This window comes from Nocardioides sp. YJ-D4, from assembly GCF_054031495.1.
On record NZ_CM132932.1, the window covers coordinates 607,036 to 625,198 of the forward strand.

Annotated in this window: 15 protein-coding genes; 7 read left to right on the forward strand and 8 right to left on the reverse strand. The window is 69.4% G+C overall.

Going from position 1 to position 18,163, the window contains the following annotated elements; genetic code table 11:
• Positions 1-26 precede the first annotated feature (26 nt).
• Entirely contained in the window at positions 27-1,763 is a 1,737-nt protein-coding gene (gene betA / locus ACW14X_RS02960) for a choline dehydrogenase (protein WP_457164652.1), read from the reverse strand.
• Positions 1,764-1,768: 5 nt separating this feature from the next.
• Entirely contained in the window at positions 1,769-3,271 is a 1,503-nt protein-coding gene (locus tag ACW14X_RS02965) for an aldehyde dehydrogenase family protein (RefSeq protein ID WP_457164653.1), read from the reverse strand.
• A gap of 167 nt (positions 3,272-3,438) precedes the next feature.
• On the opposite strand from ACW14X_RS02965, the gene ACW14X_RS02970 reads away from it, so the two are divergent.
• The 4 genes from ACW14X_RS02970 to ACW14X_RS02985 all read left to right on the forward strand — a co-directional run bounded on the left by ACW14X_RS02970 (position 3,439) and on the right by ACW14X_RS02985 (position 8,447).
• Positions 3,439-4,011, forward strand: coding sequence for a TetR/AcrR family transcriptional regulator (locus tag ACW14X_RS02970; protein WP_457164654.1), 573 nt, complete (start codon positions 3,439-3,441; stop codon positions 4,009-4,011).
• A gap of 213 nt (positions 4,012-4,224) precedes the next feature.
• Entirely contained in the window at positions 4,225-6,174 is a 1,950-nt protein-coding gene (locus tag ACW14X_RS02975) for a family 20 glycosylhydrolase (protein ID WP_457164655.1), read from the forward strand.
• A gap of 98 nt (positions 6,175-6,272) precedes the next feature.
• The gene (locus tag ACW14X_RS02980) at positions 6,273-7,472 is read left to right on the forward strand and encodes an NAD(P)/FAD-dependent oxidoreductase (RefSeq protein WP_457164656.1); all 1,200 of its coding nucleotides are present in this window, start codon (positions 6,273-6,275) and stop codon (positions 7,470-7,472) included.
• 117 nt (positions 7,473-7,589) lie between these two features.
• Entirely contained in the window at positions 7,590-8,447 is an 858-nt protein-coding gene (locus ACW14X_RS02985) for a phosphatidylinositol-specific phospholipase C/glycerophosphodiester phosphodiesterase family protein (RefSeq protein ID WP_457164657.1), read from the forward strand.
• A 9-nt stretch (positions 8,448-8,456) separates the two neighbouring features.
• Here the strand turns inward: ACW14X_RS02985 and ACW14X_RS02990 are convergent, their stop codons facing one another.
• Positions 8,457-9,053: a GNAT family N-acetyltransferase gene (locus tag ACW14X_RS02990; RefSeq protein ID WP_457164658.1), complete on the reverse strand. Its 597-nt coding sequence runs from the start codon at positions 9,051-9,053 to the stop codon at positions 8,457-8,459.
• 147 nt (positions 9,054-9,200) lie between these two features.
• Here ACW14X_RS02990 and ACW14X_RS02995 point away from each other — a divergent pair, with 147 nt between their 5' ends.
• Positions 9,201-10,148 (forward strand): RNA polymerase sigma-70 factor, encoded by a 948-nt coding sequence (locus ACW14X_RS02995; protein WP_350836972.1) that lies wholly within the window; start codon positions 9,201-9,203, stop codon positions 10,146-10,148.
• Between the two features lie 97 nt (positions 10,149-10,245).
• Here ACW14X_RS02995 and ACW14X_RS03000 read toward each other — a convergent pair whose 3' ends face one another.
• From ACW14X_RS03000 to ACW14X_RS03010, 3 genes are all read right to left on the reverse strand, one after another.
• Positions 10,246-11,577: an MFS transporter gene (locus ACW14X_RS03000; RefSeq protein WP_350720521.1), complete on the reverse strand. Its 1,332-nt coding sequence runs from the start codon at positions 11,575-11,577 to the stop codon at positions 10,246-10,248.
• A gap of 83 nt (positions 11,578-11,660) precedes the next feature.
• Complete coding sequence (locus ACW14X_RS03005; RefSeq protein ID WP_160024051.1) at positions 11,661-12,521, reverse strand: shikimate dehydrogenase; 861 nt, start codon at positions 12,519-12,521, stop codon at positions 11,661-11,663.
• Positions 12,522-12,654: 133 nt separating this feature from the next.
• Positions 12,655-13,278 (reverse strand): TetR/AcrR family transcriptional regulator, encoded by a 624-nt coding sequence (locus ACW14X_RS03010; RefSeq protein WP_160024052.1) that lies wholly within the window; start codon positions 13,276-13,278, stop codon positions 12,655-12,657.
• An 82-nt stretch (positions 13,279-13,360) separates the two neighbouring features.
• On the opposite strand from ACW14X_RS03010, the gene ACW14X_RS03015 reads away from it, so the two are divergent.
• Positions 13,361-15,145, forward strand: coding sequence for a bifunctional sugar phosphate isomerase/epimerase/4-hydroxyphenylpyruvate dioxygenase family protein (locus tag ACW14X_RS03015; RefSeq protein ID WP_457164659.1), 1,785 nt, complete (start codon positions 13,361-13,363; stop codon positions 15,143-15,145).
• Positions 15,146-15,266: 121 nt separating this feature from the next.
• Here the strand turns inward: ACW14X_RS03015 and hppD are convergent, their stop codons facing one another.
• Positions 15,267-16,472, reverse strand: coding sequence for a 4-hydroxyphenylpyruvate dioxygenase (gene hppD, locus ACW14X_RS03020; protein WP_160024054.1), 1,206 nt, complete (start codon positions 16,470-16,472; stop codon positions 15,267-15,269).
• 119 nt (positions 16,473-16,591) lie between these two features.
• Here hppD and ACW14X_RS03025 point away from each other — a divergent pair, with 119 nt between their 5' ends.
• Positions 16,592-17,062, forward strand: a complete 471-nt coding sequence (locus ACW14X_RS03025) for an Lrp/AsnC family transcriptional regulator (RefSeq protein ID WP_457164660.1) — start codon at positions 16,592-16,594, stop codon at positions 17,060-17,062.
• An 8-nt stretch (positions 17,063-17,070) separates the two neighbouring features.
• Here the strand turns inward: ACW14X_RS03025 and ACW14X_RS03030 are convergent, their stop codons facing one another.
• Positions 17,071-18,156 (reverse strand): sensor histidine kinase, encoded by a 1,086-nt coding sequence (locus ACW14X_RS03030; RefSeq protein WP_457164661.1) that lies wholly within the window; start codon positions 18,154-18,156, stop codon positions 17,071-17,073.
• Between the last annotated feature and the right edge of the window lie 7 nt (positions 18,157-18,163).

Genomic DNA, 18,163 nt, shown 5'->3' on the forward strand with positions numbered 1-18,163 from the left:
GCGCCGGCTTGGGTCACGATCGGGTTTCAGGACTTGTTGCGCGGGTCCCCGGCCGGCCACAGCGGCGAGTCGTCGCGGTGGCGGTAGTAGGGCACATCGGAGGGCGCCAGCGGGGTGTTGCCGGCGATCAGGTCGGCCGCCTTCTCCGCGACCATCATCACGGGCGCGTAGATGTTGCCGTTGGTGACGTACGGGAAGACGCTCGCGTCCACGACCCGCAGCCCCTCGGTGCCGTGCACCTTCATCGAGGTCGGGTCGGTCACCGACATCTCGCCGGTCCCCATCGCGGCCGTGCAGGACGGGTGCAGCGCGGTCTCGGCGTCCTTGCGGACCCACTCGAGGATCTCCTCGTCGGTCTCCACGCTCGGCCCCGGGGACATCTCGCCGGCGTTGAACGGCGCGAAGGCGGGCTGGTTGAGGATGTTGCGCGCCACCCGGACCGCCTCCACCCACTCCTTGCGGTCCGTCGGGGTGGAGAGGTAGTTGAAGAGCATCGACGGCTTCTGCATCGGGTCGGCGCTCTTGATCCGCACATGGCCACGGGTGTCGGCGTACATCGGGCCGATGTGCACCTGGTAACCGTGCTGGCCCTTCTCCTGGCCCGGCGCCATCGAGCCGTCGTAGCGGATCGCGATCGGCAGGAAGTGGAACATCAGGTTGGGCCAGTCCACGTCCTCGTTGGACCGCGCGAACCCGCCGCCCTCGAAGTGGTTGGTCGCGCCCAGGCCCTTCTTCTGGAAGAGCCACTGCCAGGCGATCTTGGGCCGCTGGTGCCACACCAGACCGGGCGCGATCGAGACGGGCTGCTTGGAGGCGTACTGGATGTAGACCTCGAGGTGGTCCTGGAGGTTCTCCCCCACGCCGGGAAGATTGTGCACGACGTCGATCCCGTGCTGCCGCAGCAGCGACTCCTCCCCCACGCCGGAGAGCTGGAGCAGCTGGGGCGTGTTGATCGCGCCGCCGCAGCAGATCACCTCGCCGGCGTTGGCGGTGTGCTCCCGGCGCGCCCGGCCGACGCCGCGTACGTAGTCCACGCCGGTCGCCCGCGGGACGTCACCGGAGGTGTCGAAACGGATCTTGGTGGCGTACGCGAAGGTCTCGACGTCGAGGTTGGGGCGGCTCATCACCGGGTGCAGGTAGGCGCGGGCGGCCGACCAGCGGCGGCCGTCCTTCACGTTGCGGTCGAAGGGGGCGAACCCCTCCTGGCGGTAGCCGTTGACGTCGTCGGTGAGCGGGTAGCCGGCCTCCTGGGCGGCCTCGAAGAAGGCCGAGAAGAGCGGGTTGGAGGCGGGACCGCGCTCGAGGTGGAGCGGCCCGGAGCCACCGCGCCACTGATCGGCGCCGGAGGTGCCGTCCTCGAGGAAGCGGCTCTCCATGCGCTTGAAGTAGGGCAGGCAGTGGCGGTAGTCCCAGGACTCCATGCCGGGGTCGGCCGCCCAGCGCTCGTAGTCCATCGGGTTGCCGCGCTGGAAGATCATCCCGTTGATCGAGCTCGACCCGCCGAGCACCTTGCCGCGAGCGTGGTAGACCTTGCGGCCGCCCAGGTGAGGCTCGGGGTCGGTCTCGTAGCCCCAGTCGTAGAGCTTCGAGCCGATCGGGAACGGCAGCGCGGCCGGCATGTGGATGAACGGGTCGATCTTGAAGTCGCTGTGACCGGCCTCGAGGACCAGCACCTTCGTGGACGGGTCGGCGCTGAGCCGGTTGGCGAGAGCGGAGCCGGCCGAGCCGCCACCGACGATCACGTAGTCGTAGGTCTGGGTCATCGTCTTCACTTCTCCTCGGCGGTGCCGGTGTTCGGGGAGGTCGGGGCGAACCAGTGCTGCGGGCTGGGATCGATGTTGTGCCAGATGTGCTTGGTCTCGCGGTACTCCTCCAGCCCGGCCTGGCCGAGCTCGCGCCCGATCCCGGACTGCTTGTAGCCGCCCCACTCGGCCTGAGCGACGTAGGGGTGGTAGTCGTTGATCCAGACCGTGCCCATCCGGAGCTTCGCGGCGACCCGCTCGGCACGTCCGGCGTCGGAGGTCCACACCGCGCCGGCGAGGCCGTAGATGGAGTCGTTGGCGATGCGGACGGCGTCGTCCTCGTCGGTGAAGGTCTCCACGGTCAGGACCGGCCCGAAGGACTCGTCCTGGGTGACGGACATGTCGGTGGTGCAGTCGTCGAGGATCGTCGGCAGGTAGTAGAAGCCGTCGGCGAGCGCGGGGTCATCGGGGCGCTTGCCACCGGTGCGGAGGGTGGCCCCCTCGGCGAGACCCTTCGCGACGTACGCCTCCACCTTGTCGCGGTGTGCGCTGCTGGTCAGCGGGCCGGTCTCGGCCCCCTCGTCGAAGGGGCCGCCGAGACGGATCTGCTCGGCCCGGGCGACGAGCTCGTCGACGAAGCTGTCCTTGATCGACTCCTCGATGATCAGCCGCGCGCCGGCGGAGCAGACCTGGCCGGAGTGCAGGAAGACGGCGGTCAGCGCGAAGTCGAGCGCGGTTTCGCGGTCGGAGTCGGCGAAGACGATGTTGGGGTTCTTGCCGCCGAGCTCGAGGGCGACCTTCTTGACCGTCGCGGCGGCGTTGGCCATCAGCCGCTTGCCGGTGGCGAGGCCACCGGTGAAGGAGACCAGGTCGATGCGGGGGTCCTCGGACAGCGGTGCGCCCGCGGTCGGACCCTCACCGAGCACCAGGTTGCCGACACCCGCCGGGAGACCGGCCTCCTCGAGCACCTTCATCAGGTGGATCGCACTGTGCGGCGTGATCTCGCTGGGCTTCAGCACGAACGTGTTGCCCGCGGCCAGGCACGGCGCGACCTTCCACGCCACCTGAAGCAGCGGGTAGTTCCACGGGGTGATCAGGCCGCAGACTCCGACCGGCTCGTGCACGATCCGGCTCTTCACGGCGGCGTTCCCGGTGTCGATGACGCGACCGGCGTCCTCGGCGGCGACATGCCCGAAGTGACGGAACACCGAGACCACGTCGGCGACGTCGTACTCGCTCTCCACCAACCGCTTCCCGGTGTCGAGCGACTCCGCCCGGGCGATGATCGCGGTGTCGCGCTCGAGCAGGTCGGCGACCTTCAGCAGCAGGTCACCCCGTTCCCGCGCAGGCGTCGCCGGCCACCCGCCGCTGTCGAAGGCGTTCCGCGCCGCGGCGATCGCGGCCCGGGTGTCGTCCGCTCCAGCCTCCGCAACGGTTCCGACGACCGCACCGTCTGCCGGACAGCGGATCTCCCGCTGCTCGCCCGACTGCGCAGGCAACCAGCGCCCGTCGATGTAGATCTGGCTCATGCAACCTCCAGCGTCGGGTTGCCGAACAGGCAACCGCAGGTGAATTGCAAATGATCCTGCGCCGACGCGAAGGGCCAGGTCAAGGGCTGGAAGGACAAAATTGTTGCAGGTGGTACAAATTTGTTGCAGCTGATACAAATGCCTGCAGCAGTTGTTACAGTCGCCGCATGACGACCGCTGGGACCGCGCCTGCGAAAGATCCACAACGCCGCGCTGCCTGGACCGAGCTGGCGACCGACTACGTCCACGAGCACGGCCTGATCGGCCTGAGCCTGCGCCCACTGGCGGCCGAGCTGGGCACCAGCAACCGGGTCCTGCTCTACCACTTCGGCACCAAGGACCAGCTGGTCGCCGACGTCCTCCGCACATCCAACGAGCGGTCGGTCGCCGGGGTCGCCGCTCTCGAGGCTTCCAAGGACCTGCGTTCGGCTGTCTATGACCTCTGGTCGGTGATGGAGGGCGACCGGTGCAGCTGGATCTATGTGGAGGCGGCCGCTCTCGGTCTCTTCGGCAGGGAGCCGTACGTCTCGGCGGTCCGCGAGGCCAACGCACTGTGGATGGCCGGTCTCATCGCGCACCTGGAGAAGTCCGGTGTGGATCCCGCCGTCGCCGAACGGGCAGCCCACGTCATCGACGCCGCCTTCATGGGGTTCCAGCTCAGCCAGGGTCCTGACGGCCACCTCCCGGAGCGTGCCCGGTCCGTCGATGACCTGGCGGACGCCGTCGCCGGACTTGCGTGATCCACCGCGATCGCTGATTTCCGCGACGTGCGGCGCCAGCGCCGCTACCCTCGATGGTTGACCGAGTTCGCCATCGCTGGAGGCATGCGCATGATTCGTTCAGGCACCATCCAAATTATGACAACGGCGTTGGCAGTCGGCCTCGCCACGATGCTCATCGCCGCGTCGACTACGTCACCCGCCACGGCTCGATCCCGGACCGAGCGCCCGAGCATGGCGGAGACACCACTGCCCGGTCTGGTGCCGAAGCCGCTCCAGGTGAGCGCGAAGGGCGGGCCCGGTTTCGTTCTGACCGAGCGGTCCCGGATCGTCGTCCGTGGTGCTGACGCCGACGAGGTCGGTGACCTCATGGCCGCCGAGCTGCGCCCGGCGACCGGCTTCGACCTCCCGGTCGTCGCCGGCAGGCCGACTCGTCGCGATGTCTTCCTGACGATCGATCCCCAGGCCGGGTTCGGCGAGGTCGAGGGCAACCCGGAGGCGTACAAGATCTCCTCGACGGCCCACGGGGTCAAGGTCACCGGGGCGAGTCGCCACGGGCTGTTCAACGGCACCCAGACGCTGCGTCAGCTGCTGCCGGCGTTTGCCTCGTCGACCGTCCGGGTGAACACCGACTGGACGGTGCCAGCCGTCTCGATCCTGGACGCGCCACGGTTCGGCTATCGCGGGATCATGCTCGACGTCGCTCGCTCCTTCCTCGAGGTCGACGAGGTCAAACAAGTCATCGACGCCGCCTCAGCGGCCAAGATCTCGGTGCTGCACATGCACCTGGCCGACGACCAGGGGTGGCGGATCGAGATCACCAACTCCGGACGAGCGCCCGGTGACGACATCGACTACACGGCGCTGACCCGGGTCTCGGGCGCGACCGCGGTGCTCGGCAACCCGTATCAGAGCGCCGACGGTCACACCGGGTTCTACACCCAGGACGACTATCGATCGCTGGTGCGGTATGCCGCCGAGCGCGAGATCGAGATCATCCCCGAGATCGACATCCCCGGCCACACGAATGCCGCCCTGGCCGCGATCCCGCAGCTCAACACCGCCGGGTCGAGCCACCCGGCGACCGAGGACGAACCGGTGGCGCCACACAACGGGACCATCGACGTCGGCTACTCCTACCTCGATCCGACGTCCGAGGCGACCTACATGTTCATCGAGCACGTCTTCTCACAGCTCGCTGCGCTCACGCCGTCCGAGTTCCTGCACGTCGGCGGCGACGAGTCGCATGCGATGACGCAGCGATATGGCCACGAGGGCTACGTGGCGTTCGTCGAGCGTGCGCTCGCGATCGTCCACGGGCTCGGGAAGAAGACGATCGGGTGGAACGAGTACGCCGAGTCCGGGCTCAGCGCCGGTGATGGTGTTCAGTACTGGGCCGGCACGACCGAGCACGCGAAGCGCGCCGTCACCGAGGACGGCGCCAAGCTGCTCGTCTCGCCGGGCAACATGTCCTACCTCGACATGAAGTATCACCCGAAGACGCCGATCGGGCTGTCCTGGGCGTGCTCGGGCGACTGCGACGTCGCGCACTACTACGACTGGAGCCCGCAGGAGGTCATCGCGGGCGTCGGGGACGAGCACATTCTCGGCACCGAGGCGCCGCTGTGGTCCGAGACGATCCGGGGCGTCGACCAGGCCGAGTTCATGATCTTCCCACGCGTCCTCGCGCACGGGGAGACCGGCTGGACCGCCGAGTCGCTGCGCTCGCCGTCTGACTTCGCGGCGCGGCTCGCCTCGGTCGGTCCGCGACTGGCTGCCGCCGGCACCAACTTCTACGACGGGCCGCAGATCGCCTGGTCGACGGAGCTGGCCGGAACCGATGCTGCGGTGTCGGCTGGATCGGTCGGATCGGTGTCGGTCGGACTGCTCGTCGCCCCCGGGACCAAGACGGACGGGACCGCGGTCACCGTCGATGACGTCGACGACGCGGACAGCACCGGTGGCTCGTCGCTGACCGCACCGCTCACCGCGACGGTCGACTTCGGGGACGGATCGGCTCCGGTCCCCGCACGGTTCGCCGCGTCTCAATCCCGGGATTCGCTCCACGCTGCCGGGGTCTATGCGGTGACGGCTGCTCATGCGTACGACTCCCCGGGGACGTATCACGGCACGATCACCGCCTCCGACGGCTCGACGGCGAGGTTCACCATCACGGTCTCCTGACCGTGCCGACGGGGTGTGAAGCTGAGAGTGGCCTGTGGCTCGCTCTCAGCTTCACACCCCCGGTGTCACAAACCTCGCGGGGCCGGTGTCCTTGGGGTATGAGCAACCAAGAAGCGATCAGCAGGAGACGCGTCGTGGTCGTCGGCGGTGGGTACGCCGGCGTGATGGCCGCCAACCGGCTCACCAAGCGCGACGACGTCACGATCACCCTCGTCAACCCGCGCGACCACTTCGTGGAGCGGATCCGACTCCACCAGCTGGCCACCGGGTCCGACGACGCCGTGGTGGCCTACGCCGACGTGCTCAGCCCGCGGGTGCGGCTGCTCGTCGGCACCGTGTCCTCGATCTCGCCGGCAGCGCGGACGGTCGCTCTCGAGGACGGGAGCGAGGTGGGGTACGACTATCTGGTCTACGCCGTCGGCAGCACCGGTACGACGTCGGTGCCGGGGGCCGAGGAGCACGCCTTCGGGATCGCCACCTTCGAGGAGTCGACCCGACTGCGGGCCGTGCTCGACGCGACGCCGGCCGACGCGCCGGTGGTCGTCGTCGGCGGCGGGCCGACCGGCATCGAGGTCTCCTCCGAGCTCGCCGAGGCAGGCCGGAACGTGGCTCTGATCTGCGGAGACCGGCTCGGTCCGTGGCTGCACGAGAAGGGCCGCGCCGATGCCGAGCGCGCTCTGCGGCGGCTCGGCGTCGGCATCGTCGAGGGCGCCCGGGTGTCGGAGGTGCTGGACGGCCGGGTACGCCTCGACAACGGCCGCGAGCTGACCAGCTCGGTGACGATCTGGACCGCCGGGTTCACCACCCCGGACCTGGCGCGCCGCAGCGGGCTGTCCACCGACGAAGCCGGCCGGCTGGTCACCGACGAGACGCTGACCAGCGTCGACGACGACCGGATCGTCGCGACCGGGGACGCGGCGGCGCCGTCGGGGATGGCGTACCGGATGAGCTGCCAGGCCGCCAACCAGCTCGGGCCGCTGGCCGCCGAGACGGTGCTCGCGCGCCTCTCGGGCGCGAGGCCGAAGCCGGTGAGCATCGGCTTCGTGGGTCAGTGCATCAGCATCGGCCGCGGTCTCGGCCTGGTGAACTTCGCCCGCCGCGACGACTCCGCCGTGGGTGCCCGCCTCCGTGGCGTGCCCGCGGCGAAGGTGAAGGAGCTCGTCTGCCGCAGCACGATCTGGGCCCTGGGGATGGAGGCACGTCACCCGGGATCCGCGATCGGCTTCAAGGATCGGTCGCGCGCCGCACGCGTCCAGGCAGCAGCGGTGACGCCGCTGGTCCGGGAGCCCAGCATGTGAGTCTCGCCGTCGGGGTGGCTCACTTCGGAAGGAGTTCAGGCAGGGGACGTACGGCGGTCGCCACGGGATCACGTGGCTCGGCCAGGTTGAGGGGCACCCTCACCGAAAGAGATCCTGATGCGTACCTTCGTCCGGTCGCTGACCGCGGTGCTCGCCGCGGCCGCGTTCCTCTCCCCCACCGCCGCCACGGCGAGCTCGACCGACTCCGCGCGACCCTCCGCCGACCTCGGTACGCCGCACGCGCAGGCGCATGCCCACAACGACTACGAGCACGCGCGTCCGCTGCTCGGCGCGCTGGAGCACGGCTTCACGAGCGTCGAGGCCGACGTGTGGCTGGTCGACGGCGAGCTCCTGGTGGCGCACGACGCGGAGGATCTCGACCCGGCGCGCACGCTGGAAGGCCTCTACCTCGCCCCGCTCAAGAAGCTCGTCAAGGGCAAGGGACGCGACGTCTACCCCGGCTACGACGGCACCTTCCAGCTCCTGATCGACATCAAGAACACCGGCGAGGCGACGTACGCTGCAATCGAGAAGGAGCTCGGAGACTACGAGGAGCTCTTCACCCGCTATGAGAACGGCATCGTCAAGGACGGTCCGGTCGAGGCGGTCATCAGTGGCGACCGGCCGCTGGAGACGATGCGGAGGGCGACCGAGCGGTTCAGCTTCTACGACGGCCGGATGAACGACCTCCACTCCGGCATGCCGGCCTCGCTGATGCCGCTGGTCAGCGACAACTGGACCAAGGTCTTCGCCTGGCAGGGCATCGGCCCGATGCCGGAGACCGAGCGCCGCAAGCTCCACGAGATCGTTGACCACGCTCATGCCCAGGGCTACCGGGTGCGCTTCTGGGCGACGCCGGACAACGACGGCCCCGCGCGTGAGGCGGTCTGGTCCGAGCTGCTCGCAGCCGGCGTCGATCACATCAACACCGACGACCTCGAGGATCTGGACGCCTTCCTGACCGCGAACGGCTAGGCGAATCGATCAGGCCGTGGTCTGCACGTCGCGACCGCGTTCGCTCTGCCCGCCTCGAAGGTCGCGAACCATCTCGTGATTGACCCCGTCGATCATCTCGACCCGGACACCGGTGTCGACGTACCCGCACTTGCGGTAGGCGCCTTGCGCGCGGACGTTGTGCTCGTTGACGTGGAGACGCACCTGCTCGACGCCGACGTCGCGTAGCCACGTCTCCGTCTCCGACAGAAGCGCAAGGAGGACGCCACCGCCGCGGTGGGCCGGTCGCACGTAGACACCCACGATGGCGGCGCACAGCAGGGGACTCGTCTCGCCGATGTAGTCGGGCTCGCCCGGCGCCGTCATGAGCGCGGTCACCGTCCCGGCGAGCTCGCCGTGCTCGTCGACCGCGACGAACTTCCCCACCGCGGTGCCGGCGGCGGCCCTCTGCGCCTGATCTCGCCAATAGCTGTCGGGCCGCGCGAGGGCATCCTCGAGTCGCTCGAGGAAGGCGAGGTGGGCGATCGGGTCGCGCAGCGCTTCGAGTCGCAGGTCCCGGATGCTCCGCCACTCCTCGGCGCGCACCCGGCGCACGGTGCAGGAACCCGACACTTCCCCGATGGTCATGGCGTCATCGTTCCAGCGCTCCAGGCACAGCGTCGAACCGTTTACGGCAGACATACGGCCCGATTCAGCGCCATGCCCGGGCTGCATGTCACAGTCCCCGGCGCTGCCTCGTCCTAGGGGCAAAGATGGACCAAGGAGGATCTGTTGATGACACCTGAGACCGAGATCGAGTTCGAGGAGCTGCGCCCACTGCTGTTCTCGATCGCCTACCGGATCCTCGGCAGCGTGAGCGAGGCGGAGGACGCGGTGCAAGAGACCTGGCTCCGGCTGGAGGCGACCTCGACCGAGCCCGACTCGCTCAAGGCCTACCTGTCGACCGTGGTCACCCGGATCTCCCTCGACGTGCTGCGCTCCGCGCGCGTGCGGCGGGAGACGTACGTCGGGCCGTGGTTCCCCGAGCCGCTGCCGACCGACACCCACGTCGACGAGCATGCGGGCCTCTACGCCAGCCCGGAACGCGCGACGGAGCTGGCCGACTCGGTGTCGATGGCGGCGCTGCTGCTGCTCGAGCGGCTCAGCCCGCTAGAGCGGGCGGTCTTCGTGCTGCGCGAGGTCTTCCACTTCGGCTTCGCCGACATCGCCACCGCGGTCGACCGTTCCGAGGCAGCCTGCCGTCAACTCGCCTCCCGGGCACGGCGCCACATGGACGAGGGCAAGCCACGGTTCGAGGCCGACCGGCGCAAGCGCGCCGAGCTCTCCAGCCGGTTCTTCGAGGCACTGCGCGACGGTGACGTCGACCGGCTCCAGGCGCTGCTGGCGGCCGATGTGGAGACGGTCAACGACGGTGGCGGTGTCGCCGGTGGCGTCGGCGGTCGGTTCGGCGCGGAGAAGGCCGCGCGCATCCTGGTCGCGGCCGTGCCGCCGCTGCTCGCCATCGGTGCCCGCCTGGAGCAGCGCGAGCTCAACGGCGAGCCGGGCGCCATCCTGCACGACGCCGACGGCGCCATCCTCGGCACCTGGACCCTCGACATCCTCGACGGCCAGATCCAGCGGATCCGGTCGGTCACCAACCCCGAGAAGCTGGGTCACCTGGGCCCGGTCGCCGACCTGAAGGACGTCGTACGCCGCCGCAACCGCCACCGCCGCGGGCGATGACCCGCCCGCCGACTCAAACCCGCCGAGTCGGCTCGTCCTGACCAGAAAACCCGCCGAGTCGGCGCGTCATGACGCGCCGACTCGGCGGGGATCAGTGTCAGGCCGCCGCGCCCTGCGGTGACCGGGTCGGCCGCAGGCCGAGGTCGGCGGTGCGTACGTCCTTGGTCTCGCGGGCGGTCAGGGCCGCGACCGACGCGACGAGGCAGACGACCGCCGTGTAGCCCGCGGTGACGACCCAGCCACCCTCCTGCACGCCACCCAGAGCGGTGACGATCGACGGGGTGAACCCGGCCAGCATGAAGCCGATCTGGGTGCCGATCGCGACGCCGGAGAAGCGCACCGGGGTCGAGAACATCTCGCCGTAGAACGACGGCCAGGTCGCGTTCGCGGCCGCATAGCCGAAGGAGAAGGTGACGATCGCGAGCGCGAAGACGAGCAGCTCGTTGCCCTGGCTCATCGAGAGCAGGTAGAAGGGCATCATCACCGCACTGGCCACGGCGCCGTAGATGAAGACGGGCTTGCGCCCGATCCGGTCCGCGAGCCGGCCGAACATCGGCTGGGTGAACAGCGCGACGACGTTGGCCGCGACGACCAGCCACAGCGTGATCGAGTCGACCATGCCGACCTCGACACCGTAGGCGATGGCCAGGTTACCGAAGACGGTGGAGACGGCCGCGATGAAGGCGCAGCAGATGACGCGCAGCACGTCGACCCAGTGGTCACGCAGCAGCACCGCGAGGGGCAGCTTCGCGACCTCGTTGTTGGCCTTGGCCTCCTCGAACTCCGGGGTCTCGTTGAGGCGGCTGCGGATGAAGAAGGCCACCACGACCACGATCGCGGAGAGCCAGAACGGGATCCGCCAGCCGATGCCGTACTTGATGTCGTCGGGCAGCGCCACGACCGGGATGAAGACGAGCGCGGCCAGGATCTGACCGCCCTGGGTGCCGGTGAGCGTCCAGGACGTGTAGAAGGAGCGCTTGTCGTCGGGGGCGTGCTCGAGCGTGAGCGAGCTGGCGCCGGCCTGCTCGCCCGCGGCCGAGAGCCCCTGGAGCAGCCGGCAGAAGACCAGCAGCGCGGGCGCGATCCAGCCGGCCTGGTCGTACGTCGGCAGACAGCCGATCAGGAACGTGCCGCCACCCATCAGCAGGAGGGTGAACAGCAGCACCTTCCGGCGGCCGATCCGGTCACCGAAGTGCCCGACGAAGACCGCGCCGACCGGGCGGGCGACGTACGCGAAGGCGAACGTCGCGAACGACATCACCAGCGCGGCGTCGCCGGTGCTGGGGAAGAAGACGTGCGGAAAGATCAGCGCCGCAGCAGAGCCGAAGACGAAGAAGTCGTAGTACTCGACGGCGCTGCCCATGAAGCTGGCCAGCGCAGCCCGTACCGGGGTCTTGCCTTCTTGGTTCTCGGTGTCAGGTCCCGCCATCGGGTCCTCCTCGGGTAGGCCCGCGGTTCCTGACCGCGGACGGGTGGGGGGTGGTGTTTTCTGGCTCTTCGAATCTCTGGGGGTCAGCCGGCCGCGGCCAGCTCGCGCAGGTGGGCGAGCATCCGCTCGGCATCGGGTTCGATGCCGGTGATCAGCCGGAAGGCGTCGACGGCCTGGTAGACCGCCATGTGGCCTCCGTGCAGCGTCCGGCAGCCGGCCTCACGCGCCGCCTGCAGCAGCGCGGTGTCCAGAGGCCGGTAGACGATGTCCGCCACCCACAGCTCGGGACGCAGGAGGCTCGTCTCCAGCGGCGTACCGGGGTGGTCGGCCATGCCGACCGGGGTGCAGTTGACCAGTCCGTCGGCGTCGGGCAGGAGCGCCGGCAGCTTGTCGACGTGGCTCGCCTCGACGGTGCTCTCCGGGTGGTGACGCCGGATCTCCTCGACCCGCGCCTGGGCCCGGTCGAGGTCCATGTCGGCGATGACCAGGTTGTCGACGCCCTGGCTCACGAGTGCGTGAGCGACGGCCGAGCCCGCCCCTCCCGCGCCGAGCTGCACGACGGTGCCGAGCGGGGCGCCCGGCATCTCGGTACGCAGCGCGTGGCCGAAGCCAGTCGTGTCGGTGTTGTAGCCGACCGCGCCCTCGTCGGTGAAGACGACGGTGTTGACCGCACCGAGCCGGGCCGCGGTCTCGTCGAGCCGGTCGAGGTGCTCGATGACGAGCTCCTTGCACGGGTGGGTGATGTTGAGCGCGTCGAACCCGAGTCGCCGCGCCTCCCTCACCAGGTCGCCCACGCCTTCGGCCGGGATCCCCAGCTCGGTGATGTCGAGCGTCTTGTAGACGTACGACAACCCGTGCTCGAACCCTTCGCGCATGTGCAGCGCCGGACTCAGCGAGGGTCCGACGCCCGCGCCGATCAGGCCGACAAGAAACGAAGACTTCATCTAGGCGATCCTTAATGTACGAACTAGTACGTTACAAGAGTGAAGGGGATCACATCCGGCCCCGCGTCGTCAACCCCCGCACAGCAAAGAGCCCGTCGCCGCGGCGCGGGGACGGGCTCTTGAGGGGTGTGCGTCAGCGAGCGGTGAGCCAGCCGACGACGATGTCGCCCAGGATGCGGCGATGGCGCTCCCGCACGTCGGGAGCGAGCATGTCGCGGCCGAAGAGGTAGCCGAAGGTTGCGCTGTTGGCGACCTGGAAGACGCAGTAGGAGCTGATCATCATGTGCACGTCGATGGCGTCGACGTCGGCGCGCAGCTCACCGGAGGCGCGACCGCGGGCGAGGACCTCGTCGAGGACGGTGGCGGCCGGGGCGCCGAGCTCGCGCAGCGACTCGACCTTCTCCAGGTGCCGGCCACGGTGGATGTTCTCGACGGACACGAGGCGGATGAAGTCGGGATGGTTGACGTGGTGGTCGAAGGTGAGCTCGGCGATACGACGGATCGCATCGACCGGCTCGAGATCACCGGCGTGCAGGCTCTGCTCGAGCTCTCGGATCCGGCGATAGGCGGCCTCGAGCACAGCCAGGAAGAGCCCCTCCTTACCACCGAAGTAGTAGTAGATCATCCGCTTCGTGGTGCGGGTGCGCTCGGCGATCTCGTCGACCCGGGCCCCCGAGTAGCCCTGCTCCGAGAAGATCTCGGTCGCGACGTCGAGCAGCTCGGACCGGGTGCGTTCGGCATCACGCGACTGAACCATGCCCCGAGCCTAGAGCACGACCGGCTTCCCAACGCGGAACAATGTATGTACCGTTTCGTACATTAGCGACGAACGGAGAACCATGCGCACCTCGATCGCCACGGTCTGCCTCAGCGGCGGACTGGTCCAGAAGATGTACGCCGCGGCCGAAGCCGGCTTCGACGCGATCGAGATCTTCGAGCCCGACCTCATCGCCGCACCCCAGTCCCCCGAGGAGATCCGGGCGCTCGCCGACCGGCTCGGGCTCACCCTCGACCTCTACCAGCCATTCCGCGACGCCGAGGGAGTCGACGAGACCACCTTCGGCGACGTGCTGCACCGCGCCGAGGCGAAGTTCCGGCTGATGAACCGGCTCGGCATCGACCTGATGCTGGTCTGCAGCAACGTCGGCACCGCGACCGTCGACGACGACGAGGTCTCCGCGGGACAGCTGCGGCGACTGGGTGATCTGGCTGCGACGTACGACATCCGACTCGCCTACGAGGCGCTCGCCTGGGGGCGGTTCGTCGACGACTACCGGCGCTCGTGGCGCATCGTCGAGCTCGCCGACCACCCCAACGTCGGGATCTGCCTGGACAGCTTCCACATCCTCTCCCGCGGCCACGACCCCAAGCAGATCGAGGAGATCCCGGCCGAGAAGATCTTCTTCCTGCAGCTCGCCGACGCTCCGGCGCTCAGCATGGACGTGCTCTCCTGGAGCCGTCACCACCGGCTCTTCCCCAGCGAGGGCAGCTTCGACCTGCCGGCCTTCCTCGGTCACGTGCTGCGCGCTGGCTATGACGGCCCGCTGTCGCTGGAGGTCTTCAACGACACCTTCCGCCAGACCGATCCGGTACGCACCGCCCGCCAGGCCCAGCGCTCGCTGCGCTGGCTCGCCGACCGCACCGCCGACCTGCTCGGCGACGAGGCCGGCGGCGACGTGCGCCCGCTCCCCCGCCTGCCCCAGGTGGCCGCGCCCGAGGCCTTCGACTTCGTCGAGATCAAGGCACCGGACACCTCCGGCGTCGAGGTGCTCCTCGAGCAGCTCGGCTTCGACTTCGGCGGCCGCCACCGCAGCAAGCAGGTGCGCCTGTGGACCTGGGGCGCGGCGCGCGTCGTGTGCAACGACGTGCCCAGCGCCTCCCCCGAGCCGCGCATCGCGGCCGTCGGCTTCGACGTCGCCGACTCGGACCCGGCCGCCGAGCGCGCCGCCCGGCTGATGGCGCCGCCGGTCCACCGCCGGACGTACGCCGGCGAGCAGGCCCTGCGGGCGTTCACCTCCCCCGACGGCACCGAGGTCTTCCTCTCGCACGCGGAGGACTGGATCGGCGAGTTCGACGGCGGCGTGTCGAGGTCCGGCCGCGGCGCCCGGATCGACCACGTCAACCTGGTCCAGCCCTGGCACAGCTTCGACGAGGCGGTCCTCTTCTACACCAGCGTCCTGTCACTGACGCCTCAGCCGACCCAGGAGGTCGCTGGTCCGTCCGGTCTCGTCCGCAGCCAGGTGATGAGCTCACCGGCCGGGGGCGTACGCCTTCCGCTCAACCTGCTCCCGACCGGGCAGCAGGGCCAGGCACAGCACATCGCGCTCGCCTGCCCCGACATCATCGGCGTCGTCGCGGCCGCCCGCGAGCGCGGGCTGCGGCCGCTGAAGGTGCCGGGCAACTACTACGACGACCTCGTCGCCCGCTTCGGCCTGCCCGACGACCTCGTGGCCACCCTGCGCGACCTCGATCTCCTCTACGACCGCGACGCCGACGGCGAGTACCTGCACTGCTACACCGAGACCGTCGGCGAGGTCTTCTTCGAGCTCGTCGAGCGGCGGGATCGCTACGACGGCTACGGCGCCGGCAACGCCCCGGTCCGCCTCGCCAGCCAGGCCGGCTGACCAGCAGCACCGTCGGTCGAGTCGGCTCGTCCTGACCAGAAAAGCCGCCGAGTCGGCGCGTCAAGACGCGCCGACTCGGCGTGGAAACCGGTCAGGATGAGCCGACTCGGCGGGACTCCCGTCAGAAGTTGCCGCGGCGCTCCTGCTCGCGCTCGATGGCCTCGAAGAGGGCCTTGAAGTTGCCCTTGCCGAAGCCGAGGGAGCCGTGGCGCTCGATCAGCTCGAAGAAGACCGTGGGGCGGTCGCCGATCGGCTTGGTGAAGATCTGCAGCAGGTAGCCGTCCTCGTCGCGGTCGACCAGGATGCCGCGCTTCTGCAGCTCCTCGATCGGCACGCGTACCTCACCGATCCGGGCGCGCAGCTCGGGGTCCTCGTAGTAGGAGTCGGGGGTGTTGAGGAACTCGATCCCGGCGTCGCGCAGCGCGTCGACGGTGGCCAGGATGTCGCCGGTGGCCAGCGCGAGGTGCTGGGCGCCGGGGCCCTGGTAGAACTCCAGGTACTCGTCGATCTGCGACTTCTTCTTGGCGATGGCCGGCTCGTTGAGCGGGAACTTCACCCGGTGGTTGCCGTTGGCCACGACCTTCGACATCAGCGCGGAGTAGTCGGTGGCGATGTCGTCGCCGATGAACTCGGCCATGTTGGTGAAGCCCATGACGCGACCGTAGAAGTCGACCCACTCGTCCATCTTGCCGAGCTCGACGTTGCCGACGACGTGGTCGAGGGCCTGGAAGAGGCGCTTGGGGGCGCCCTCGGGCTTCTTCAGCGTCGAGGTGCGGGTGACGTAGCCGGGCAGGTAGGGGCCGTCGTAACCGGACCGGTCGACCAGCGTGTGGCGGGTCTCGCCGTAGGTGGCGATGGCGGCGACGCGTACGGTGCCGTGCTCGTCGCTCACGTCGTGGGGCTCCTCCAGGACGCGGGCGCCCTGCTTGCGGGCGTGCTCGATGCAGCGGTCGACGTCGGGCACCTCGAGGGCGATGTCGATGACGCCGTCACCGTGGCGGGCGTGGTGGGCGATGATCTCGCTCCCGGGCGCGACGCCGCCCTTGATCACGAACCGCACTCCCCCGCTGCGCAGCACGTAGGAGTGGTGGTCGCGGTTGCCGGTCTCGGGACCGGAGTAGGCGACCAGCTCCATGCCGAAGGCGCTCTGGAAGAAGTGGGCGGTCTGGGTGGCGTTGCCGACAGCCCACACGACCGCGTCCCAGCCGGTGACCGGGAAGGGGTCGGAGGTGTCGTCGTAGGCCACCAGGCCGACGAGCTGCTCCAGCTCGGCCAGCCCGAGTCCGGCGAGCTTCTCTTGGTTGGTCAGGGTGTCTGCAAGCGTCATGCGGGCAAGTCAAGTGGGCCGAGTCACACCAAACAAGTTGACCACCGAGCACTGGTCAATCTGTCAGATCGGACCAGCCTCAACCACACTTTACTAGGCAATCTGACTACCATCGAGCCATGAACCTCGATGACCTCGACGTCACCCTGCTGGAGACCCTGCACGCGCACCCGCGAGTCGGCGACCTCGAGCTCTCCCGGGTCGCCGGCGTCGCCCGCGCCACCGTGCAGAGCCGGCTGCGCAAGATGACCGAGGCCGGCGTGATCCGCGACTGGGCACCGACGATCGACCCGTCCGCCGCCGGCCACACGGTGCAGGCGTTCGTCACCCTGGAGATCTCCCAGGGAGCCCTCGAGGACGTACGTCGCGACCTCGCCGAGATCCCCGAGGTGCTGGAGGCGTACGTCACCACGGGCTCCTTCGACGTCTTCTGCAAGGTGGCGACCGGGTCGCACGCAAAGCTCCAGGAGGTGCTCGTCCGCATCGACCAGTCCCACGCCGTCGTCCGGTCGACCAGCGTGGTCACCCTCTCCACCCTGATCGAGCCGCGCACCCTCGATCTGCTGCGCACGGGAGCCACATCGCGCTGACCGGTGGCTCAGGAAGCCCTGGGCAGCTCGACCGAGACCCGGAGCCCACCGCCGGAACGGGCCAGGACGGCGAGGTTGCCGTCGTGGGCCCGGGTGATGCTCTTGACGATCGCCAGGCCCAGGCCGACGCCGGCGTGGTCGCCGTGGATGCGCTGGGTGCCTCGCTGGAACGGCTCGGTGAGCGTGGCGACGAGCTCGCGGGAGAGCTCCTCGCCGGTGTTGGCGACGGTGAGGACCACGCTCCGCTCGTTGGCGGCGATGGTGACCGACACCGACCCGTCCTCGGGCAGGTTGTGCACGATCGCGTTGTGGATCAGGTTGGTCGCGACCTGCAGCAGCAGCGCCGGCGAGCCGATGACCGACGCCTGGTCCCCGGAGGTCTCGATCCGCACGCTTCGCTGCTCGGCCAGGGGCAGCAGCGTCTCGACCGCCTCCTCCGCGACCAGCGACAGGTCGACCGGCTCCCGGACGAAGGAGCGCTGGTCGGCGCGGCTGAGCACGAGCAGGGCCTCGGTGAGGTCGATCGCGCGGGAGTTGATCAGGCGCAGCCGGCCGAGGAGCTCGTCGACGTCGCGGTTCGGGTCCTTGCTCGCCACGTCGAGGAGCGTCTGGGTGATCGCGAGCGGCGTGCGCAGCTCGTGGGAGGCGTTGGCCGCGAACCGCTGCTGCTCGGCGACCTGCGACTCGAGCTTCGCGAGCATGTCGTCGAAGCCGTCGGCGAGCTCACGGAACTCGTCTCCGGGGCCCTCGAGCTCGATCCGGTGCGAGAGCGAGCCGCCCGCGGCCGTACGCGTGGCCTCGGTGATCTTCCGCAGCGGCGCCAGCATCCGACCCGCCAGGATCCAGCCTCCGACCAGCCCGAAGACGACCAGGAAGCCCATCATCGTGGCCGCCCGCGGGGCGAAGGCACGCTCCAGGTCCGAGCGGTTCGGGACGAAGGGCGCACTCGGTCTCCCCGGCTCCTGCGGCCACTCCAGCCACACGCCGTCAGGGACGTAGCGCAGCAGGAAGACCCACACCACCGCGAGCATCAGCACACCGGTGACCACGATGACCCCGGCGTAGCTGAGCGTCAGCTTGAGCCTGACGCTCATCCCCGGA

What these genes read in the sequence shown, in the direction of transcription:
- betA (WP_457164652.1), bottom strand. Translation starts at nt 1,763, where the DNA reads ATGACCCAGACCTACGACTACGTGATCGTCGGTGGCGGCTCGGCCGGC.
- ACW14X_RS02965 (WP_457164653.1), bottom strand. Translation starts at nt 3,271, where the DNA reads ATGAGCCAGATCTACATCGACGGGCGCTGGTTGCCTGCGCAGTCGGGC.
- ACW14X_RS02970 (WP_457164654.1), top strand. Translation starts at nt 3,439, where the DNA reads ATGACGACCGCTGGGACCGCGCCTGCGAAAGATCCACAACGCCGCGCT.
- ACW14X_RS02975 (WP_457164655.1), top strand. Translation starts at nt 4,225, where the DNA reads ATGGCGGAGACACCACTGCCCGGTCTGGTGCCGAAGCCGCTCCAGGTG.
- ACW14X_RS02980 (WP_457164656.1), top strand. Translation starts at nt 6,273, where the DNA reads ATGAGCAACCAAGAAGCGATCAGCAGGAGACGCGTCGTGGTCGTCGGC.
- ACW14X_RS02985 (WP_457164657.1), top strand. Translation starts at nt 7,590, where the DNA reads ATGCGTACCTTCGTCCGGTCGCTGACCGCGGTGCTCGCCGCGGCCGCG.
- ACW14X_RS02990 (WP_457164658.1), bottom strand. Translation starts at nt 9,053, where the DNA reads ATGACCATCGGGGAAGTGTCGGGTTCCTGCACCGTGCGCCGGGTGCGC.
- ACW14X_RS02995 (WP_350836972.1), top strand. Translation starts at nt 9,201, where the DNA reads ATGACACCTGAGACCGAGATCGAGTTCGAGGAGCTGCGCCCACTGCTG.
- ACW14X_RS03000 (WP_350720521.1), bottom strand. Translation starts at nt 11,577, where the DNA reads ATGGCGGGACCTGACACCGAGAACCAAGAAGGCAAGACCCCGGTACGG.
- ACW14X_RS03005 (WP_160024051.1), bottom strand. Translation starts at nt 12,521, where the DNA reads ATGAAGTCTTCGTTTCTTGTCGGCCTGATCGGCGCGGGCGTCGGACCC.
- ACW14X_RS03010 (WP_160024052.1), bottom strand. Translation starts at nt 13,278, where the DNA reads ATGGTTCAGTCGCGTGATGCCGAACGCACCCGGTCCGAGCTGCTCGAC.
- ACW14X_RS03015 (WP_457164659.1), top strand. Translation starts at nt 13,361, where the DNA reads ATGCGCACCTCGATCGCCACGGTCTGCCTCAGCGGCGGACTGGTCCAG.
- hppD (WP_160024054.1), bottom strand. Translation starts at nt 16,472, where the DNA reads ATGACGCTTGCAGACACCCTGACCAACCAAGAGAAGCTCGCCGGACTC.
- ACW14X_RS03025 (WP_457164660.1), top strand. Translation starts at nt 16,592, where the DNA reads ATGAACCTCGATGACCTCGACGTCACCCTGCTGGAGACCCTGCACGCG.
- ACW14X_RS03030 (WP_457164661.1), bottom strand. Translation starts at nt 18,156, where the DNA reads ATGAGCGTCAGGCTCAAGCTGACGCTCAGCTACGCCGGGGTCATCGTG.